Annotated in this window: 18 protein-coding genes; 16 read left to right on the top strand and 2 right to left on the bottom strand. The window is 69.9% G+C overall.

Going from position 1 to position 18,488, the window contains the following annotated elements:
* Positions 1-84 precede the first annotated feature (84 nt).
* The 6 genes from AC4BGB_RS21175 to AC4BGB_RS21200 all read left to right on the top strand — a co-directional run bounded on the left by AC4BGB_RS21175 (position 85) and on the right by AC4BGB_RS21200 (position 5,283).
* The gene (locus AC4BGB_RS21175) at positions 85-1,164 is read left to right on the top strand and encodes a ParA family protein (RefSeq protein WP_490549020.1); all 1,080 of its coding nucleotides are present in this window, start codon (positions 85-87) and stop codon (positions 1,162-1,164) included.
* Positions 1,149-1,547 (top strand): hypothetical protein, encoded by a 399-nt coding sequence (locus AC4BGB_RS21180; RefSeq protein ID WP_490549021.1) that lies wholly within the window; start codon positions 1,149-1,151, stop codon positions 1,545-1,547. Before AC4BGB_RS21175 ends, AC4BGB_RS21180 begins: the two co-directional genes overlap by 16 nt.
* Positions 1,544-2,443: a segregation and condensation protein A gene (locus tag AC4BGB_RS21185; protein WP_490549022.1), complete on the top strand. Its 900-nt coding sequence runs from the start codon at positions 1,544-1,546 to the stop codon at positions 2,441-2,443. Before AC4BGB_RS21180 ends, AC4BGB_RS21185 begins: the two co-directional genes overlap by 4 nt.
* Positions 2,440-3,180, top strand: coding sequence for an SMC-Scp complex subunit ScpB (scpB, locus tag AC4BGB_RS21190; RefSeq protein ID WP_490549024.1), 741 nt, complete (start codon positions 2,440-2,442; stop codon positions 3,178-3,180). The genes AC4BGB_RS21185 and scpB overlap by 4 nt, the downstream gene beginning before the upstream one ends.
* A complete protein-coding gene (locus AC4BGB_RS21195; protein ID WP_490549025.1) occupies positions 3,177-3,926 on the top strand; it encodes a pseudouridine synthase in 750 nt (249 codons plus the stop codon). The genes scpB and AC4BGB_RS21195 overlap by 4 nt, the downstream gene beginning before the upstream one ends.
* A gap of 163 nt (positions 3,927-4,089) precedes the next feature.
* Positions 4,090-5,283 (top strand): PucR family transcriptional regulator, encoded by a 1,194-nt coding sequence (locus AC4BGB_RS21200; RefSeq protein ID WP_490549026.1) that lies wholly within the window; start codon positions 4,090-4,092, stop codon positions 5,281-5,283.
* Between the two features lie 15 nt (positions 5,284-5,298).
* On the opposite strand, the gene AC4BGB_RS21205 is transcribed toward AC4BGB_RS21200, so the two are convergent.
* On the bottom strand, positions 5,299-6,081 hold the full coding sequence (locus tag AC4BGB_RS21205) for an alpha/beta fold hydrolase (RefSeq protein ID WP_490549027.1): 783 nt from the start codon (positions 6,079-6,081) through the stop codon (positions 5,299-5,301).
* Between the two features lie 37 nt (positions 6,082-6,118).
* Positions 6,119-7,213: an LLM class flavin-dependent oxidoreductase gene (locus tag AC4BGB_RS21210; RefSeq protein WP_490549028.1), complete on the bottom strand. Its 1,095-nt coding sequence runs from the start codon at positions 7,211-7,213 to the stop codon at positions 6,119-6,121.
* Positions 7,214-7,503: 290 nt separating this feature from the next.
* Between AC4BGB_RS21210 and AC4BGB_RS21215 the strand changes: the two genes are divergently transcribed.
* The 10 genes from AC4BGB_RS21215 to AC4BGB_RS21260 form a co-directional block, all read left to right on the top strand.
* A complete protein-coding gene (locus AC4BGB_RS21215) occupies positions 7,504-8,658 on the top strand; it encodes a flavin reductase (protein ID WP_490549029.1) in 1,155 nt (384 codons plus the stop codon).
* Between the two features lie 29 nt (positions 8,659-8,687).
* Positions 8,688-10,199, top strand: a complete 1,512-nt coding sequence (locus AC4BGB_RS21220) for an ABC transporter ATP-binding protein (protein ID WP_490549030.1) — start codon at positions 8,688-8,690, stop codon at positions 10,197-10,199.
* A complete protein-coding gene (locus AC4BGB_RS21225) occupies positions 10,192-11,235 on the top strand; it encodes an ABC transporter permease (protein ID WP_490549032.1) in 1,044 nt (347 codons plus the stop codon). The genes AC4BGB_RS21220 and AC4BGB_RS21225 overlap by 8 nt, the downstream gene beginning before the upstream one ends.
* A complete protein-coding gene (locus tag AC4BGB_RS21230; protein WP_490549034.1) occupies positions 11,232-12,158 on the top strand; it encodes an ABC transporter permease in 927 nt (308 codons plus the stop codon). Before AC4BGB_RS21225 ends, AC4BGB_RS21230 begins: the two co-directional genes overlap by 4 nt.
* Before the next feature lie 63 nt (positions 12,159-12,221).
* Positions 12,222-13,310, top strand: coding sequence for a BMP family lipoprotein (locus AC4BGB_RS21235; RefSeq protein ID WP_490549035.1), 1,089 nt, complete (start codon positions 12,222-12,224; stop codon positions 13,308-13,310).
* Between the two features lie 52 nt (positions 13,311-13,362).
* Entirely contained in the window at positions 13,363-14,733 is a 1,371-nt protein-coding gene (locus AC4BGB_RS21240) for a RidA family protein (RefSeq protein ID WP_490549036.1), read from the top strand.
* 2 nt (positions 14,734-14,735) lie between these two features.
* Positions 14,736-16,490, top strand: a complete 1,755-nt coding sequence (locus AC4BGB_RS21245) for a CocE/NonD family hydrolase (RefSeq protein ID WP_490549037.1) — start codon at positions 14,736-14,738, stop codon at positions 16,488-16,490.
* Positions 16,487-17,506 carry a Gfo/Idh/MocA family protein gene (locus tag AC4BGB_RS21250; protein ID WP_490549039.1) on the top strand — a complete coding sequence of 340 codons (1,020 nt, stop codon included), beginning with the start codon at positions 16,487-16,489 and terminating at the stop codon, positions 17,504-17,506. The genes AC4BGB_RS21245 and AC4BGB_RS21250 overlap by 4 nt, the downstream gene beginning before the upstream one ends.
* The gene (locus AC4BGB_RS21255; protein WP_490549040.1) at positions 17,503-18,075 is read left to right on the top strand and encodes a carboxymuconolactone decarboxylase family protein; all 573 of its coding nucleotides are present in this window, start codon (positions 17,503-17,505) and stop codon (positions 18,073-18,075) included. Before AC4BGB_RS21250 ends, AC4BGB_RS21255 begins: the two co-directional genes overlap by 4 nt.
* The coding region (locus tag AC4BGB_RS21260) for a CoA transferase subunit A (RefSeq protein ID WP_490546813.1) at positions 18,076-18,488 on the top strand (413 nt) is incomplete at its 3' end.

Genomic DNA, 18,488 nt, shown 5'->3' on the forward strand with positions numbered 1-18,488 from the left:
CTCGGGCACGTCACCACTTCGAGAGGACAACACATGAGCGGTGCGGACGGTTTCGGACCACGTTTCGGTAGCGAGGCATCCGAGATGCCCCCGCTGATGCGACCACCGGCCCCGCCCCGCGCAGCCGAACCGGTTGAACCCTCCGAGCCGCTGGCGTTCCGCGCCACCGAGCCCGCCGCGCAGGCCGAAAAGCTGGTCGAGCAGGCCACCGAGCCCGCCGCGCAGGCCGCCGAGCTGGTCGAGCAGCGAGCGGAGCGAGCGGACAGTCGAGACCACGCCGTCGCCACCATCGACGCCGTCGAGCCCGAGGCGCCCGCCGAGGTCGTCCTCGGCCCCACCGGCCGCCCGCTCCCGGAGATCCCCGACCCGCGTCCGGTGACCCTGCCGCGGCACGCCCGGGTGGTCTCGATGTGCAACCAGAAGGGTGGCGTCGGCAAGACCACCACCACGATCAACCTCGGAGCCTCGCTCGCGGAGTTCGGCCGCAAGGTCCTCCTCGTGGACTTCGACCCCCAGGGCTCGCTCTCGGTGGGTCTCGGGCTGAACCCCCAGCAGATGGACCTGACCATCTACAACCTGCTGATGCAGCGTGATGTCACCCTCGAGGACGTCGTGGTCCCCAGCGGGGTGGACGGGATGGACCTGCTCCCGTCCAACATCGACCTCTCCGCCGCCGAGGTGCAGCTGGTCCACGAGGTCGGCCGCGAGCAGACCCTGCAGCGGGTGCTGGCGCCGGCGATCGAGCAGTACGACGTGATCCTGATCGACTGCCAGCCCTCGCTGGGCCTGCTCACCGTGAACGCGCTCACCGCCTCCGACGGGGTGATCATCCCGCTGGAGTGCGAGTACTTCGCGCTGCGCGGCGTGGCGCTGCTGAAGACCACGATCGACAAGGTCCAGGAGCGGCTCAACCCCAAGCTCCAGGTCGACGGGGTGCTCGGCACGATGTTCGACGGCCGCACCCTGCACAGCCGCGAGGTGATGCAGCGCCTCGTCGAGGCCTGGGGCGACAAGGTCTTCCACACTGTGATCCGCCGCACCATCAAGTTCTCCGACTCCACGGTGGCCGGCGAGCCGATCACCAGCTATGCCTCTTCCTCGGCCGGAGCGGAGTCCTACCGTCAGCTCGCCAAGGAGGTCGTGGTCCGGTGTCTCGACGTGTGAGCCTGCCCACCGCCGACGAGCTGTTCCGCGGGCGCCACCACCACACCCCTCCCCGGGAGATGTCCGTGGTCCCCGACCAGCAGGAGGCCGCCCCGGTGGCCCAGGACCAGGTCCGGGAACCGGAGGCAGCCGCTCCGGAGAAGGCGCCCGAGACCCCGGCGCGCAAGCCGAGCGGCCGGGTGCGCCACGACGAGAAGATGACCGTCTACGTCACCGCCGACGAGCTGCTCGACCTCGAGCACGCGCGGCTCTCGCTGCGTCGCCACCAGGGTCTCGGCGTCGACCGCGGCCGGCTGATCCGTGAGGCGATCGCGATCGCGCTCGAGGACCTCGAGGCCAACGGCGACGACAGCGTGCTGGTGAAGCGGCTCAACGGCGCATGACAGGAGTCGCTGTCGAGCCGGGGGCGGGCAACCGGCAGGTGGCGGACTCCGGCACCGGCGGGTTCGCCGTACGCCTCGACAACTTCGAGGGCCCCTTCGACCTGCTGCTCAGCCTGATCAGCAAGCACAAGATGGACGTCACCGAGGTGGCGCTGGCGAAGGTCACCGACGAGTTCATCGCCCACATCAAGGCCGGCGGCACCACGACGGAGTCCGGCGAGAAGGTCCAGTGGGACCTCGACCAGACGACCTCGTTCCTGCTCGTCGCCTCCACCCTGCTCGACCTGAAGGCGGCCCGGCTGCTGCCCCAGGGCGACGTGGAGGACGAGGAGGACCTCGCGCTCCTCGAGGCCCGCGACCTGCTGTTCGCGCGACTGCTGCAGTACCGCGCCTTCAAGCAGGTCGCCGACGTCCTCGACCGCCGGATCAACGCCGAGGCGCTGCGGCACCCGCGCTCGGTCGGTCTCGAGGAACGGTTCGCGACGCTGCTCCCCGAGGTGCTGATCGGCCTGGGCCTGCAGGACTTCGCCGCGCTGGCGGCTCGTGCGCTGGCTCCCAAGCCCGAGCCGGAGCTGATCGGGCTCGGCCACATCCACGCTCCGGCGGTCAGCGTGCGCGAGCAGGCCACCGTGGTGGTGGGCCGGCTGCGGGGGAGTGGGACGATGACCTTCCGGGCGCTGGCTGCCGACGCGCCGGACATGATGACCAGGGTGGCGCGGTTCCTCGCGCTGCTGGAGCTGTTCCGCGAGGGCGTGGTCTCGTTCGACCAGATGACGCCGCTCGGTGAGCTGAGCATCCGGTGGACCGGCAGCGACGACACCGAGATCGAGATCAACGACGAGTTCGACGGTGCTCCTCCCGAGGAGCCGGACACGACGTCCCAGGAGGATGCATGACGAGCGAGACCGTCGAGGAGCCCGAGACGCTGGAGGTACCTCTCGCGGAGCTGCGCCCCGCGCTGGAGGCGGTGCTGATGGTCGCGGACCAGCCGCTCGACGAGAGCACGCTGGCGAGCGCGGTCGGCTACCCGGTAGTCGCGGTCACCGAGGCGCTGGACGCCCTGGCCGCGGAGTACGACGAGTCCGGTCGTGGCTTCGAGCTGCGCAACGTCGCCGGTGGCTGGCGCTACTACACCCGTGAGGACTTCGCGCCGGTCGTGGAGCGGTTCGTGCTCGAGGGGCAGCAGGCCCGGCTGACCCAGGCGGCCCTGGAGACCCTCGCCGTGGTCGCCTACAAGCAGCCCGTCAGCCGCAGCCGCGTCTCCGCGATCCGCGGCGTCAACGTCGACGGCGTGATGCGCACCCTGCTCAACCGCGGCCTCCTCGAGGAGGCCGGCACCGACCAGGAGACCGGCGCCCACCTCTACCGCACCTCGAGCTACTTCCTCGAGCGCATCGGCGTCACCTCCCTCGACGAGCTCCCCGAGCTCGCCCCCTTCCTCCCCGGCGTGGAGGACTTCGACGAGGAGAACGAGACCGCAGCGGTGGTCACCCCGACCCCGGCGGTTGAGCCGACTTCACCGGTGGTTGAGCCTGTCGAAACCACCTCCGACGCAACCGAGGTCTCGACAAGCTCGACCGACGGAGACCGGTCGACCGATACCGCTGCCGCCCGTCCCGACGAGGACGCATGAGGGAGATCGAGACCGACGAGGAGGGGCTGGTCCGGCTGCAGAAGCTGCTGGCGCAGTCCGGGGTCGCGTCGCGGCGCAAGTGCGAGGAGCTGATGCTCGCCGGCGAGGTGGAGGTCGACGGCGAGGTCGTCACGCGGCTCGGCACCAAGGTCGACCCGCGCACCGCGAAGGTGCGGGTCCGGGGACGCCGGCTGCCACCCATCACCGACCACGTCTACCTGGTGCTGAACAAGCCCCGCGGGGTCGTCTCCACGATGTCGGACCCGGAGGGACGTCCCACCCTGAGCGACTACGTCGCCGACCGGCCCGAGCGGCTCTTCCACGTCGGGCGCCTCGACACCGACACCGAGGGCCTGATCCTGCTCACCAACGACGGCGACTTCGCCCACCGGATGGCGCACCCGTCGTACGAGGTCGACAAGACCTACGTCGCCGAGGTCGAGGGGATCGTCAAGCGCGAGACCCTGCAGCAGCTCCGCGACGGGGTCACCCTGGAGGACGGCCCGGTGCAGGTCAGTGCCGCCAAGGTCCGCTCCACCCACGGCGAGCGGTCCCTGGTCGAGCTGGTCATCCACGAGGGCCGCAACCGGATCGTGCGCCGGTTGCTGGACCATGTCGGTCACCCCGTACGACGCCTCACCCGCACCCAGATCGGCCCGGTCCGGCTGGCCGGGATCAACCAGGGGAGCCTGCGCGAGCTCGACGAGCGAGAGATCGGCACGCTGCTCGACGCGGCGGGTCTCTGACTGCACCGGCGCACTCCCGGAAAGTAGCCGGACAAGGACACACCCAGTAAGCACTCCTCGCCGGGGTGCGGGCGAACGCGGTTTTTCACTGGCCGGATAATCATCTGTGCGGCCCGCGTGGGGGGCGCAAGCACGGCAGTCCTGCAGAGGGCAAGGAGGAAAGTTGCTGTCTTCGTGGGCCAGGGAGCTGTCTGACCAGGTCGATCTGGAAGCGGTCTGCGAGCAGGTGGTCGCCCGCGACCTGGCGGACTCGTTCGCGGACCGCTCCGACAACGAGCACTTCGTGTCCAGCCTCCGCGCCAGCGTCGCGGAGAACCTGGGCAACCTGCGTGGCTTGCTCAACGGGTCGATCGTCATCGACGACGTACGCCTGCACCAGCCGTTGCTCTTCGGGGCGCTCCAGGCGCAGCTGCGCATCCCCCAGTCGGAGATGCAGCGCTGCTACCGCATCGGCTTCTACACGATGTGGGAGGCCTGGGCGGAGAAGCTGCTCACCGGCGCCGGAGAAGCGGACCCGAGCGAGGTCGCCCGTCAGGTGGTGGAGCTCGCCCGGCTGCTCTACCTGTACCAGGACCACGTCGCCGTCCAGGTCGCCGATCGGCTCAGCAGCGAGGAGCAGGCCCTCAGCACCTCACGTGCGCACGTGCGGCACCGGCTCGTGGAGAGCGTGCTCTCCGAGGCGAACCCGTTCCTCACCCCGGCCGACCTGTCGACGATCGGCTACGAGTTCGACCTGCACCATGTCGCGCTGCTGCTCCCGCAGATGGCCGAGGGAGCCGCCTCCCGGCTCGCGGTGGGCCTGTCGAACGCGGCCGGCACCCGGCACTCGCTGGTGCTGCCCCGGCCGATCGACGCGACCGTGGTGTGGCTCGGCCGCCTGCAGCCGTGGACGAGCGAGACCTTCGCCGCAGTCCGTGACTGCGTGACCTCCGTGGGTGCCCTGGCCACGGTCAGCGAGGCGCAGCAGGGGCTGGCGGGGTTCCGCGAGGCGCTGCACCAGGCCGAGGAGGCCGAGCGGATCCGCCGGGCCTGGGGCAGTGGCGTCGCTCCGCGGGTGCTGTTCCGCTCCGACGTGGCCTTGGAGATCCTGCTGCTGCGCGACCCCGAGCTGGCGGCACGCTTCGTCAGGGACGAGCTGAACTCCTTGGCCGAGGACACCGATGAGAACGCGCGCCTGCGCGAGACGCTGGAGGCGTCCTACCGGCACGGCAGCCACGTCGCAGCGGCGGCGCACCTGCACGTGCACGAGCACACGGTGCGCAACCGGCTGCGCAAGGTCGAGGAGCTGTTGCGCCACCCGGTGTCCCAGCGGCAGACCGAGATCCAGGTGGCGCTCCGGCTGCTCCACATCCTGTGAGCGCCGCGGCGGCCCTCAGGCAGGGCCGTCGAGGTGCTCCGAGACGAGCGAGGCCGTTCTGCCCGGCTGCTCGATGACGGCCGCGTGCCGGGCGCCGTCGAGCCAGGCGACCTCGCCGGGGCCGGGGAGGAGCCCGGCCAGCTCGGTGGCCGCTGAGACGAAGGGTGGCTTGTCGTCCTCGCCGCAGATCACCAGCGTGGAGGCGCGAACGCCCGGCAGGGCAGCAGTGGTGTCCGCCCCCCGGAGCGCCTCGCACGCCCGCGCGTAGGCCTCCGCCTGCGTCGCTGCGAGCATCGTCAGGCAGTCCGCCCGCAGCTCGGAGCGCCGGGCCACCGCGTCAGGGCTGAACCACATGTCGATGGTGGCTGCTGCGATCGCCGCGGTGCCGTGCGCGCGCACCGTGGCAGCGCGCTCGGTCCACATCTCCCGCATGGGCTCGGGGTAGGTCATCACGGTGTCGGCGAGCACGACGTGCGTGACCACCTCGGGCCGCAGGGCCGCCACGTGCTGCGCCACGATCCCGCCGTAGGAGACGCCGAACAGCGCCACCGTCCCGTCCCCGTCGCCCAGCACCTCGTCGTCGATGGTGCGGGCGACGGTCTCCGACAGCTCCGCCAGTGAGTACGCCGCCTCCGGAACTGCCGAGTCGCCATGGCCCCCGAGGTCCATCGTCCAGACCTCGCGGCCCTCGAACCCGCTGAGCAACGGCCCCCAGAACCGGGAGTCGGCGCCCAGCGGGTGCAGGAGCACGAGGCTCGGGCCGCGGCCGCTGGAGACCTGCGTGAGCGAGACGCTCATCCGTGGTCCCCGGAGATGCCGGGTCGTCGCGGCGAGCTCATGCCTCGGCCTTGTTCACCCGCGGCATGACCTCGGTGGCCATCAGTTCCATGGAGCGGCGGCCGAGCTTCTCGTCGGCCCAGTCGAGGCCGGCGTACACCAGCTCGCCGAAGGGACCGGTCTCCGCCTGGAACTCGAGGATCTGCTCGGCCACGCTCTCCGCGGTGCCGTGGATGACCAGCTTGTCCATCACGTAGTCGAGGGTGATCTCCTCGTCGGGCTGCTCGCGGTAGGACTTGAACAGCTCCAGCCGGCCGAGCATCCGCATCTTGGTGAGCATCTGGCTGTAGTAGAACCGGTAGGGGCTGGCCTCGTCGTCGCGGCCGTAGGCACGGGCGGTCTCCTCGTCGTCGGCCACGAAGACGGTCCGGGCCACGCGCCAGTCGGCGATGTCGGCGACCTGTCCCACCGACTCCTTGCCCTGGACGTAGTTCCCCCAGTGGGTGGCGACCCACTGCGGCAGCAGGAAGTTGGCCGACAGCGGGTGGAAGTCCTTGGCACCCATCGCGATGACGCCCTTGGAGAACGGCGCCACCACGGTGCCGACGATCTCCGGGCGGGGCTGCTGGAGCGGGCGGCCGATCATGCCGACGCCGAGGTCGCGGTTGATCGTCGAGGCGGTGGTGACCGTGAACTGGTTGTCACCGCCACCGAGGTCGTAGGGCGCCTCGGTCTCCCAGAGGCCGGTGATGATGTCGATGGCGTCGCCGAACATCTTGTTGCGGTCCTTGTCCAGGATGCCGAGCAGCTCGGCGTCGGAGGACAGCGCCCCGGGGCTGACGCCCAGGATGAACCGGCCGTCGGCGAGGTGGTCGAACATCGCGGAGTTGACCGCGACGAGCGCCGGGTGCATGTGCGAGAGGTTCGTGGTGCCGGTGCCCAGGCGGATCTGCTCGGTGGAGTGGATCAGGGTCGCCAGGAACAGCAGGCTGTTGGTGATGTTCTCGTGCCGGTCCGTGAGGTGCTCACCGATGAACGCGTCGTGGAAGCCGAGCTGGTCGGCGAGAATCACCGCCTCGCGGTCCTCGCGCAGGGTTTCGGCCCAGGTCCTGCCCTCGGGGTGCAGGGGCATGGAGAAGTATCCGAGTCGCATCGGTGCGCTCCTTGAGTGTGAGTAGGGACCGACCGCATCGTCGGTGCGCTCAGTCAAGAACGGTCGCGGCGCCGAAGCACTAGCGCGTGCCGACAGCGCCCGGCCCTCGAGGTGACGGATTCAGACAACCGACCGGATCCGCCCCGGGCGTGACCCGGCTCACGTTGTCGGAAACCGAGATCCGCACCCCGCAAAGTTCGAGGTTCGCGCTAGTGCGCACCTCCGGGGGGCGCGGGTTCACTGACGCCACGAATCCACCGACGGGGTGGACCGGCAGACGGGAGGGCCGCGTGAAGCCAGGGGCAGAGCACGAAGCCCACGCCCGGGGTGTGGACCGCGAGGAGTTCCGCGCCGTGGCCGGGCACCTCGCCAGTGGCGTGGCCGTGGTCACCACCACGGTGGGCGATGCGAGGTTCGGGATGACCGCGAGCTCGGTGACCAGCCTGTCCCTCGACCCCGCGCTGATGCTGGTGTGCATCAACAGCACCATGCCGACGGCGGAGGCGATCTCGGCCTCGGGCGTCTACACGGTCAACATCCTGGACCGCGACTCCGCGCACCTCGCGCAGCGGTTCGCCTCGCGCCAGAAGGACAAGTTCGCCGGGCTCACCCTGCGCACCGGAGTGACCGGGGCTCCGGTGCTGGACGGGGCGCTGGCCCACATCGAGTGCCGGGTGGTGGAGCAGAGCACGGGCGGCTCCCACACGATCTTCATCGGCTCGGTGGAGGCAGCGCACGCACGTGACGGCGAGCCCCTGACCTACTTCCGCGGCGGGTTCGGGCGCTTCGAGCTCGAGCGCGACGAGCGCGCGTACCTCGAGATCCGGGGCCGCCTGCTGCAGCGGCAATGGCTCGCGAACTCCTCCCTGGACGTCGACCAGCTCGCCTTCGAGCTCGAACTCGACCGGAGCAGCTGCTACTACGCGCTGACCCGGCTCGCCACTGAGCGTGTGCTGCAGCGCGAGGCCGGCCGCGGGTACGTCGTCGTCCCGTTCGACCTGCACACCTCCGACGAGGCCTTCGACGCGCGCAGCGCCATCGAGATCGGTGTGCTGGAGCTGTGCCTGGACCGCGTGCCGGCCGAGCGCACCGCCGAGCTGCGCCAACTGTTCGAGCGGATGGCCGACCTGCTGGTCGGTGACTACTTCATCGACTTCGACCGCTACCTCGACGCCAACTACGCCTTCCACGCGGCCGTGGTGAACCTCGCCGGGTCACCCGCACTCAGCGCCGCCTTCGACCAGATCGGGCTCCGCGCGGTGATGGCCTCGAGCTTCGGCGCGACGGCGGACACCTCCCAGCAGTTCATCGACGTGCAGCGCGAGATCCTCGAAGGAATCGAGGCCAAGGACCACTCCCGCGCCAAGAAGGCAGTCCTGACCTACTCGGAGCTCGCGAAGCACCGCGTCCGGGAGATTCTCGAGCACACCGGGGGGCTGCTGTGACCTCGGAGCAGATCGTTCCCCTCCTGCGCATGGAGGGTGTCTCGAAGCGGTTCGGGGACTTCTACGCCAACACCGAGGTGGACCTCGACATCCGCAAGGGCGAGGTCCTGGCGCTGCTCGGCGAGAACGGCGCGGGGAAGTCGACCCTGATGAACGTGGCGTTCGGGATGTACCACCCGGACGCCGGCCGCCTGCTGATCAACGGCACCCCGGTGGAGCTGGCGACCCCGCGTGACGCCATGGCCAAGGGCATCGGCATGGTGCACCAGCACTTCATGCTCGTGCCGGACTTCACCGTGGCCGAGAACGTCGTGCTCGGGTCCCGGCAGCACTCCGGGCCGATCCTGCGGCGCGACCGGGTGCAGGCCGAGGTCGAGGAGCTGGCACGTTCCTACGGCATCGCGATCGACGTCAGCACCCGCGCCGACGAGCTGGCCGTCGAGCAGCAGCAGCAGGTGGAGATCCTCAAGCTGCTCTACCGCGGCGCCGAGCTCCTGATCCTCGACGAGCCGACCGCTGTGCTCGGCCCCGTGGAGATCGACCGGCTCTTCGCCACCGTCCGCAACCTGTGCGACCAGGGCCACGCCGTCGTGATCATCACCCACAAGCTGGCCGAGGTGCTGGCCGTGGCCGACCGCGTCGCGGTGCTCCGCCGGGGCCAGTTGGTCACCACGGCCGAGCGCGAGGGCCTCGACCGCGAGGCACTGGCGCTGTCCATGCTGGGGCGCTCCCTGCCCTCGCTGCCCGAACGGGCGAAGCACCCGGTGCACCCCGCACACGGGCCGCTGCTCTCGGCCAAGGGGCTCACCGACACCGGCGGCCACGGGCGGCAGGCCATCCACGACGTGCACCTCGCGGTGGACGGCAGCGAGATCGTCGGTGTCACCGGTGTCGAGGGCAACGGCCAGACCGAGCTTATGCGCATCCTCTCCGGGCTCACCACCCCCGTCTCGGGCGTGGTCGAGGTCGACGGTGAGGACATCAGCGACCTCGGGCCACAGCAACGCCGGCAGCGGGGGATCGCGATGATCACCGACGACCGGCTGCGCTGGGACGCCGTCGGGTCGATGACCCTGCAGGAGAACCTCGCCATGGTCGACGTACCGGGCGGGCGCTTCGGCCGGGGTCTGCTGCGCGGGCGTCAGATGCAGCAGAACGCAGCCGCGCTGCTTGACGAGTTCGAGGTCAGCCCCCGTGATCCCAAGGCCCTGATGTCGTCGCTCTCGGGTGGCAACCAGCAGCGGGTGGTCCTGGCACGCGAGCTGTCGATCGAGCCCAAGCTGGTGCTGGCCGCCCACCCCACACGGGGACTCGACGTGGGCGCGAGCGACTTCGTCTTCAGGCAGCTGATCGCCCTGCGCGACCGGGGAGCGGCCGTGGTGATGAGCTCGGGCGACCTCGAGGAGCTGTGGTCGGTGTGCGACCGCATCGTGGTGATGTTCGGCGGCCGCAAGGTCCTCGACGCCTCACTGTCCGATGTGACGGTCGAGATGGTGGCCGAGGCGATGGCCAACGGCGCAGGAGGCGATCGTGATGAGTGAGCTGGCACAGCGCCTGAACGGCCGCACCGGACGACGAGCGCTGGGCACGCTGCTCGCGCTGGTGATCTCGTTCGGGCTGACCTCCGCGCTCATGCTCGTGCTGGGCGCCAACCCGTTCGAGGCGTTCAACGCCATCTGGCAGGGCGCCTTCGGCACCGAGTACGCCATCGGTCAGACCCTCCAGGTGACCAGCGTCCTGGTGCTGGCGGCCCTCGCCGCCGCCCTGCCGTTCCGGGCCGGGATCCTCAACGTGGGCGCGGAAGGACAGATGACGGCCGGAGCCGTCGTGGCGACGGCGGTCATCCTCGGCACCTCGCTGCCCGGCTGGGTCCTCGTCCCCGCGGCGATGGTCGCGGGCCTGGTCGGCGGCGCCCTCTGGGGTGCGCTGGTCGGCGGCCTCAAGGGCTACCTCGGCACCAACGAGGTGATCAGCGCGCTGATGCTGAACTTCGTGGCGATCCTGGTTGCCGACTACGTCATCGCCGGCAGGTGGGCCGACGACCTGGCTCCGCAGACCCGCCGGTTCCCCGACGAGTCCGTGCTGCCCTCGTTGCCCTTCGTCGACAACGGCTACCTGAGCGCGCTGCTGCTCGCCCTGGTGCTGGTCGCGCTCGGCTGGCTGTTCCTCGAACGGTCCGCCTACGGCTTCGGCCTGCGCCTGTTCGGGGCCAATCCCGACGCAGCCAAGCGAGCCGGGCTCGACGGGCGCCGCAAGACGCTCGCGGTGATGCTGATCGGTGGAGCGGTCGCCGGACTGGCGGGCGTCCTCCAAGCCACGACGGTCAACCACGCACTGATCCAGAGCCCTGCCCAGGGCTACGGCTACACGGCGATCGCGGTCGCACTCCTCGCGACCCTGCGGATCCAGCTCATCCCGCTCGCGGCGCTGTTCTTCGCCGCGCTCACGGTGGGCGCCAACTCCCTGCCCGCGATCACGGGGGTGAGCACCTCGGCCGCGACGATCGTGCAGGCCGTCTTCGTGATCTGTCTCCTCGCCGCAGGGGTCGTCAAAGTGAAGGGCGCGGGATCGCGATGAACAACGACACTCTGGTCACCATCCTGTCCACCGGCGTCCTGCTCGCCGTACCGGTGATGTGGGCGGCACTGGGGGAGTACCTCACCGAGAAGTCGGGTGTGCTCAACATCGGTGTCGAGGGCGTCATGCTGATCGGCGCCGCCACCGCCGCGTTCGCGCTCAAGGCGGGGATCAGCGGCATCTCCGTCGGCCTGGTCGCCGCCGGGGTCGGCGCCGTGTGCGGGATCCTGCTGGCCTTCCTGTACGTGACCCGGCGAACCGACCAGATCGTCACCGGGATCCTGTTCAACCTGGCCGCGCTGGGGTTGACCTCCACGCTGTTCGCGAAGTATCTCAACGGAGTCGGCGAGGTCTCCACCGACGCCGGCCTGGAGATCCCGGTGCTCTCCTCGATCCCGGTCATCGGACCAGCGATCTTCTCCCAGGGGGCGCTGTTCTACCTGGTCGTGATCGCGGCGATCGTGCTTCGCCAGGTGATGACCGCAACGTGGTTCGGCCTCAACGTCTCTGCGGTCGGCGAGATGCCGCTCGCTGCCGAGACCGCCGGCCTCGACGTGGTGCGCACGCGGTACGTCGCGCTGGCCGTCGGGTCGGCCCTCGCCGCGATCGGTGGCGCCAGCATCGTGCTCCTGCAGAGCGGTGCCTTCCTGCCCAACATGACCCAGGGACAGGGTTACATCGCCCTCGCCGTGGTGGTGCTGGGACGGTTCCGAGCCCTGCCGATCATCGCCGGGGCGCTGCTGTTCGGGGTCGTCTCCGCCTTCCAGTACCAGGCCCAGAGCCTGGAGTTCGCCCGGCAGGTGCCACTGCAGGTGTGGCTGGCGCTGCCGTACGTCGTGACCATCGTCACCGTCGCCCTCTCCCGAGGTGCTCGATACCCCAAGGGGGTGGGTGAGCCCTATCTCCCGACGTCTCGCAGGTGAGCGACCTGAGCTGAACCATCTCTCGGACTCCCCATCCAGGCACCAACGGCGCGAAGGAACATCATGAACAAGTCCACTGCACGACGCACGATCCGCGGTCTCGCGACAGCCTCACTGGCCCTGGCCCTCCTCGCAACGACCGCGTGCGGCTCCGACGACGCGGAGAGCTCCGGGTCGGAGTCGAAGAAGGTCGCCGTCCTGACCTCCGGCACCATCAACGACGGCTCCTGGGGTCAGTCGGTGAACGAGGGCGCGCTCGCCGCCGCCGAGGAGTACGACGTCGAGGTGAAGGTCTCCGACAACCTCGACACCCCCCAGCAGTTCCAGCAGCTGGCCAGCGGGTTCGCGCAGCAGGGCTACGACCTGATCGTGGTCGCCAACGGCGCTGCGGCCGAGGTCGTCGACCAGCTCTCCCGCCAGTTCCCCAAGGTGAAGTTCGGCGGGATGGCCCAGAACATCAAGGACATCGCCCCCAACGCCCGCACCGTCACGCCGATCTTCCAGGAGACCGCGTTCCTCGCCGGCGTGGCCGCCGGGGACGTGACCAAGAGCAAGATCGTGGCCACCATCGGTGGGTTCGAGTTCCCGGTGCTCAACAACGAGATGGAGGGCTTCGCCCTCGGGGCCAGGTTCGCCGACCCCAAGATCCAGGTCAAGCGCAGCTTCATCAACACCTGGACCGACGCGGGCAAGGGCCGTGCGGCGGCTGCCGCGGCGATGTCGCAGGGTGCGGACGTCATCTTCTCCGCCACCGACCAGGCCACGCAGGGCATGGTCCAGGCGATGCAGAAGGAGAAGGAGCACTACGTAATCACGCAGTACGCCGACGACCACGAGTCCGCGCCCAAGGTCATCCTGACCAGCGCCCTCTACGGTCTCGACGAGATCACCGGAAGCTTCGTCAAGGACATGGTCGAGGACTCCTGGAAGAACGAGAACGTCCTGCTGGGGCTCAAGGACATCGGCAAGCTCGCCGACTTCAACCAGCTCGACGACGCGGTCTCGCAGGAGACGAAGGACGACCTCGCAGCCGTCGAGGCAGCCATCAAGAGCGGCTGCCTGACGATCCCGGACGGCGCCGCCCTGGCGAAGTCGGGCTCTGCTGACGACGTGGACGTCGCAGCGATGCGTGCCGCCTTCGAGAAGTGCTGATTCCCCGCACGCACGCCACCTCAGCCGATCATCCGAAAGGACCACTTTCACCATGACCACCACCAACCGCCAGGTCTTCAACGTCGAGGGCGCCGACTTCCCCGACTGGTACCCGAGCAGCTCAGTCGTGACCGCGGGGCCGTTCGCCTTCACCGCCTCGATGAGCGCGGTGGACTTCGCCAACGGGGGCGTCGTACCCGAGGCTGCCCCGATCCCCGGGCTGCCCAACTCGTCCGGTCACCCGGTCAAGCTGCAGGTGCGGGAGACCTACCGGCGGCTCGAGGCGGCGCTGACCGCTGCGGGATCGAGCCTGGAGGGCGGCGTCTCCATCAACCAGTGGCAGCCGACGTACCACGGCGAGGTCGCTCGCCACGAGGCGCTGCGGGACCCCTACGAGCTGTTCTGGGAGGACTGGCGCCGGGTGGCGCACGCCTACATCCAGGGCCGTAACGAGTTCCTGCTCTCCGACCGCCCGGCCAGCTGCCTGATGCCGGTGGACCGCCTGGTCTCGCCCGACTCGCACATCGAGGTGCAGCTGGTCTCGCTGCTGGAGAGCTCGGGGATCACCAAGCGGACCTTCGCCCACGACGTGCACAGCCCGCTCGGTGGTTACTCCGTCGGTGTCGAGGCCGGGCCCTGGGTGTTCAGCGCCGGGTTCATCGCCACCGACTTCGAGACCGGGCTGCACCCGAACGCCCGCGTGCCGGAGCACATCTGGTACGGCAACCAGGTGGCGCAGGAGACCGAGGAGACCCTTCGGCAGATCCGCGTCACGATGGAGGCCGCTGGCGGCAAGTGGTCCGACGTCGTCAAGGTGGTGCTGTACCTGACCCCCGAGGGGATCAGAAACATGCCCGCCGTGGACGAGGTCTGGGCCAAGCAGTGGCCAGAGAACCCCCCTGCCCGTGCGGTGATCCCGTGCTCGGGCATCGGTGGGGTCAAGCACGGCAACGTCGAGATCTACGTGATCGTGGCTCGTCCCGAGCACGGCGGTGAGCGCGAGATCGTCCACACGGACAACGCGCTGTCCCCGCTGGGTCACTCGGTGCAGGCCGTGCGCTCTGGTCCACTGCTGTTCCTCTCCACCCAGCTCGGCCGCGACGAGAACGGGCTCTCCGCCCGGGCGGTCGCGCTCAAGGAGGGCCTGCCGCAGGCACGGCGCCACATCGTCGACCAGGTCCGGCGGATCCACGACGACGTGGCCGCCATCTGCGAGGCGGCGGGCACCTCGATCGACCAGACCGTCAAGGTCGACGCGATGCTCTCGGACTTCGTGGACCTGCCGACGTTCATGAGTGCGTGGAGCGACCCGTTCACCGACGGGCTGCCGGCCAGCGGGTTCTTCGAGGTCCCCCCGGGCTCCCACGAGCTCCCGGCCGCCGACATCAGCGTCGACCTCGTGGTCGCGCTCCCGGAGGCATGAGCATGGGAGGGACCCACGACGACGGCATGGTCGAGGACGTGCTTGACGGCATGCGCATCCTGTGGGACGTGCCGGTCACCATGGACGACGGCAACGTGCTGCGGGCGGACGTGTTCCTGCCGCTGGCGCCGGGGGCGTACCCCACGCTGCTGAGCTACGGCCCCTACGCCAAGGGCCTGGCCTTCCAGGAGGGGTACCCCACGGCCTGGGAGACGCTGGTGGACCAGCACCCCGACGTGGCGGCCGGTTCCACCAACGCCTACCAGAACTGGGAGGTGGTGGACCCGGAGAAGTGGACGATCCACGACTACGCGATCGTGCGGGTGGACTCTCGCGGATGCGGCCGTTCACCGGGGTACGTCGACCACTTCTCGCCGCGCGAGACCCAGGACTTCCACGACTGCATCGAGTGGGCTGCCGGGCAGCCCTGGTCCGACGGGAACGTCGGCCTCTCGGGGGTCTCCTACTTCGGGATGAACCAGTGGCTCGTCGCCGCGACCCAGCCAGAGCACCTGCGCGCGATCTGCGTGTGGGAGGGCGCCAGCGACTTCTACCGGGACGCCTCGCACCACGGCGGGATCCTGTCGACGTTCTGGGAGCACTGGTACGACAAGCAGATCAAGTCGGTCCAGTACGGGCTGGGGGAGCGGGGGCCACGCCACCCGGTCACCGGGCAGCTGGTCTGCGGCGACGAGACGCTGACCGACGAGCAGCTCGCCGCCAACCGGGTCGACTTCGGTGCCGAGGTGCGGGCGCACCCCTTCATCGACGACTACCACGAGGCGCGCACCCCGCGTTGGGAGAACATCACCGTTCCGCTGCTCACCGCGGGCAACTGGGGAGGCGCGGGGCTCCACCTGCGCGGCAACGTCGAGGGGTTCACCAACAGCGCCTCGACGGACAAGTGGCTGGAGATGCACGGCCTCGAGCACTGGACGTCGTACTACACCGACTACGGCCGCGAGATCCAGCTGCAGTTCTTCGACCACTTCCTCAAGGGAGCCGACAACGGCTGGCGGGATCGCAAGCCGGTGCAGCTGCAGGTCCGCAACATCGACGACACCTACGTGGAGCGGTGGGAGGACGAGTGGCCGATCCAGCGCACACAGTGGACCGACCTGCACCTCGACCTGTCCAGCGGGGAGCTCGTGCGCGAGGCGCCGCAGGAGGGCGGTTCGGCGTCGTACGACGCGATGACCGGCAGCGTGGAGCTGCGCACCGAGCCGTTCGCGCAGGACACGGAGATCACCGGACCGCTCTCGGCCCGGCTCCGGGTCTCGACGTCGGCTCAGGACGCCGACCTGTTCCTCACCCTCCGGGCCATCGACCCCGAGGGCAGGCACCGCTCGTTCGTGGGTGCCGTGGACCCGCACGCCCCGGCGGCACAGGGGTGGCTGCGCCTCTCGCACCGTGAGCTCGACGAGGACCGGAGCACGCCGTACCGGCCGGTCCACACGCACCGCAGCGCGGCGCCCGTCGCGCCGGGTGAGGTCTACGACGTCGAGGTCGAGATCTGGCCGACCAGCCTGGTGATGCCGGCCGGGTCGAGGCTCGAGCTGATCATCGCTGGCCGTGACTACGCGGACGAGTCGCTGCCTCCGATCGTGATGTCGAACTTCAAGAACCAGATGACCGGTTGCGGACCCTTCCTGCACGACGACCCGCAGGACCGTCCCGAGTCCCGGTTCAACGGCGTCGTGGTGCTGTACGGCGACAAGCCGGGGGACTGCGTGCTCCGGGTGCCCGTGATCGCGTGACCGTCGGGGCAGCGGTCGTCGGTTTCGGCTGGTGGGGAAGGCTGCTGGCCGAGCAGGCGCAGGAGAACGGGTTCTCGGTCGTCGGCGTGGTCGACAGCGACCCCGGTGCGGCGGCTGCTGCCGCCGAGCGCGGGCACGCGGTGTGGGCGAGCCTCGAGGAGGCGCTCGAGCAGGACGCGGTCGAGGCCGTGTTCCTGTGCACCCCCCACGCCCAGCACCACGCCCAGCTGATGGCGGTGATCGCGGCGGGGCGGCACGTCTTCTGCGAGAAGCCGTTCTGCACCGACGTCGACGAGGTGACCGACGTGCTCGCGCTGGCGGCCGCGCACGACGTGGTGGTCGGGGTCGGCCACGAGCGCAGGTTCGAGCCGCCGGTGCGCGACCTGCTCGCCAGGGCGCGCGCCGGTGAGCTCGGCGAGCTGCTGGTGGTCGAGGGGAACTTCTCGCAGGACAAGTTCCTCGACCTCGACCGGGACCACTGGCGCTTCGACCCGGTGGTCTCGCCGGTGGGGCCGCTCTCGGCCACCGGCATCCACCTGGTCGACCTGTCCGTGGCGCTCCTCGGTGAACCCGTCGAGGTCCTGGCCCGACTCAGCACCCGCGGCAGCGACTTCCCCAACGGGGACACCCTGAGCATGACGCTGGGCTTCGCCAGTGGCGCGACGGCAACGCTCAACGCCTCCCTGGCCACCCCGTTCATGGGACGCCTGGCCGTGCTCGGCAGCACCGGGTGGCACGAGGTGGTCGACCACGCGCACCCCGAGTCACCGCAGGGATGGACGGTCACGCGCCAGCCGCGAGGAGCCGAGCGGTCGATCGCGACCGAGCCGGCGGCGTCGTCGGTCGGCGCGAACCTCGCCGCCTTCGCAGCGGCGGTGGAGGGACGCGGCACCTATCCGGTGCCGCGCCAGGAGATCGCGTGGACGGTCGCCGCGTACGACGCGGTGGTCCGCTCCGTGGCCTCCGAGAAGGTGGTGCAGCCGGCACCGGCCGGCGGATGGGAGAACCGAGGATGAGGGAACGACTGCCGAAGCTCACCGAGTCGGACCTCGACGAGGTGCAGCTCGGGCTCTACCGGGGCATCACCGAGGGTCCCCGTGCCACGGGCCGACAGCTCTTCGAGCTGACCGACGAGGACGGAGCCCTCAACGGCCCCTTCGGGGTGATGCTGCACGCACCGCTGCTCGGCCTGGCCCTGCAGGAGGTGGGCGCGGCGGTTCGCTACCGCACCACGCTCCCGGACCGCGCTCGCGAGATCGCGATCCTCAAGGTCGCCGTCGTCACGCGCAGCGACTTCGAGTGGTACGCCCATGCGCGTGTCGGGCGGGCCGCAGGGCTGACGGAGGACGAGCTCACGGCACTCTCGCAGGATCGCTTCACCTCCGAGGATGCGGTGGAACGCTCGGTCGCCGAGCTGTGCGACACGTTGCTCGCCGATCAGGCGCCGACCGACGAGGCATACGACGCGCTGATCGCGGTACTGGGACGGCAGCAGCTGGTCGAGGTCGTGGTGCTCGTGGGCTACTACCGGACCCTGGCCCAGATGATGGCGGTGTTCTCGATCGGTGCACCGGAGGAGGACTGAATGGACAAGGTCGTGGGTAGTGCGGCTGAGGCGGTCGCGGACATTGGTGATGGTGCGTCGTTGTCGGTGGGTGGGTTCGGGCTGTGCGGGATCCCGTCGGTGCTGATCGGGGCGTTGCTGGAGGCCGGGACGACTGATCTGGAGGCGTTCTCGAACAACGCGGGGGTCGATGACTGGGGGCTGGGCCTGTTGCTGGGGCAGAGGCGGATCCGGCGGATGGTGGCTTCCTATGTGGGGGAGAACAAGGAGTTCGCGCGCCAGTACCTCTCCGGTGAGCTCGAGGTCGAGCTGACCCCGCAGGGCACGTTGGCCGAGCGGATGCGTGCGGGTGGTTCGGGGATCGCGGCGTTCTTCACCGCGACCGGTGGTGGCACCCAGGTCGCGGAGGGTGGTCTGCCGTGGCGCTATGACGC

It is taken from the genome of Nocardioides sp. Z30_9, from assembly GCF_058215735.1.

What these genes read in the sequence shown, in the direction of transcription:
- AC4BGB_RS21255 (WP_490549040.1), top strand. Translation starts at nt 17,503, where the DNA reads ATGAGGGAACGACTGCCGAAGCTCACCGAGTCGGACCTCGACGAGGTG.
- AC4BGB_RS21235 (WP_490549035.1), top strand. Translation starts at nt 12,222, where the DNA reads ATGAACAAGTCCACTGCACGACGCACGATCCGCGGTCTCGCGACAGCC.
- AC4BGB_RS21225 (WP_490549032.1), top strand. Translation starts at nt 10,192, where the DNA reads ATGAGTGAGCTGGCACAGCGCCTGAACGGCCGCACCGGACGACGAGCG.
- AC4BGB_RS21195 (WP_490549025.1), top strand. Translation starts at nt 3,177, where the DNA reads ATGAGGGAGATCGAGACCGACGAGGAGGGGCTGGTCCGGCTGCAGAAG.
- AC4BGB_RS21205 (WP_490549027.1), bottom strand. Translation starts at nt 6,081, where the DNA reads ATGAGCGTCTCGCTCACGCAGGTCTCCAGCGGCCGCGGCCCGAGCCTC.
- AC4BGB_RS21245 (WP_490549037.1), top strand. Translation starts at nt 14,736, where the DNA reads ATGGGAGGGACCCACGACGACGGCATGGTCGAGGACGTGCTTGACGGC.
- AC4BGB_RS21240 (WP_490549036.1), top strand. Translation starts at nt 13,363, where the DNA reads ATGACCACCACCAACCGCCAGGTCTTCAACGTCGAGGGCGCCGACTTC.
- scpB (WP_490549024.1), top strand. Translation starts at nt 2,440, where the DNA reads ATGACGAGCGAGACCGTCGAGGAGCCCGAGACGCTGGAGGTACCTCTC.
- AC4BGB_RS21175 (WP_490549020.1), top strand. Translation starts at nt 85, where the DNA reads ATGCCCCCGCTGATGCGACCACCGGCCCCGCCCCGCGCAGCCGAACCG.
- AC4BGB_RS21210 (WP_490549028.1), bottom strand. Translation starts at nt 7,213, where the DNA reads ATGCGACTCGGATACTTCTCCATGCCCCTGCACCCCGAGGGCAGGACC.
- AC4BGB_RS21230 (WP_490549034.1), top strand. Translation starts at nt 11,232, where the DNA reads ATGAACAACGACACTCTGGTCACCATCCTGTCCACCGGCGTCCTGCTC.
- AC4BGB_RS21185 (WP_490549022.1), top strand. Translation starts at nt 1,544, where the DNA reads ATGACAGGAGTCGCTGTCGAGCCGGGGGCGGGCAACCGGCAGGTGGCG.
- AC4BGB_RS21220 (WP_490549030.1), top strand. Translation starts at nt 8,688, where the DNA reads ATGGAGGGTGTCTCGAAGCGGTTCGGGGACTTCTACGCCAACACCGAG.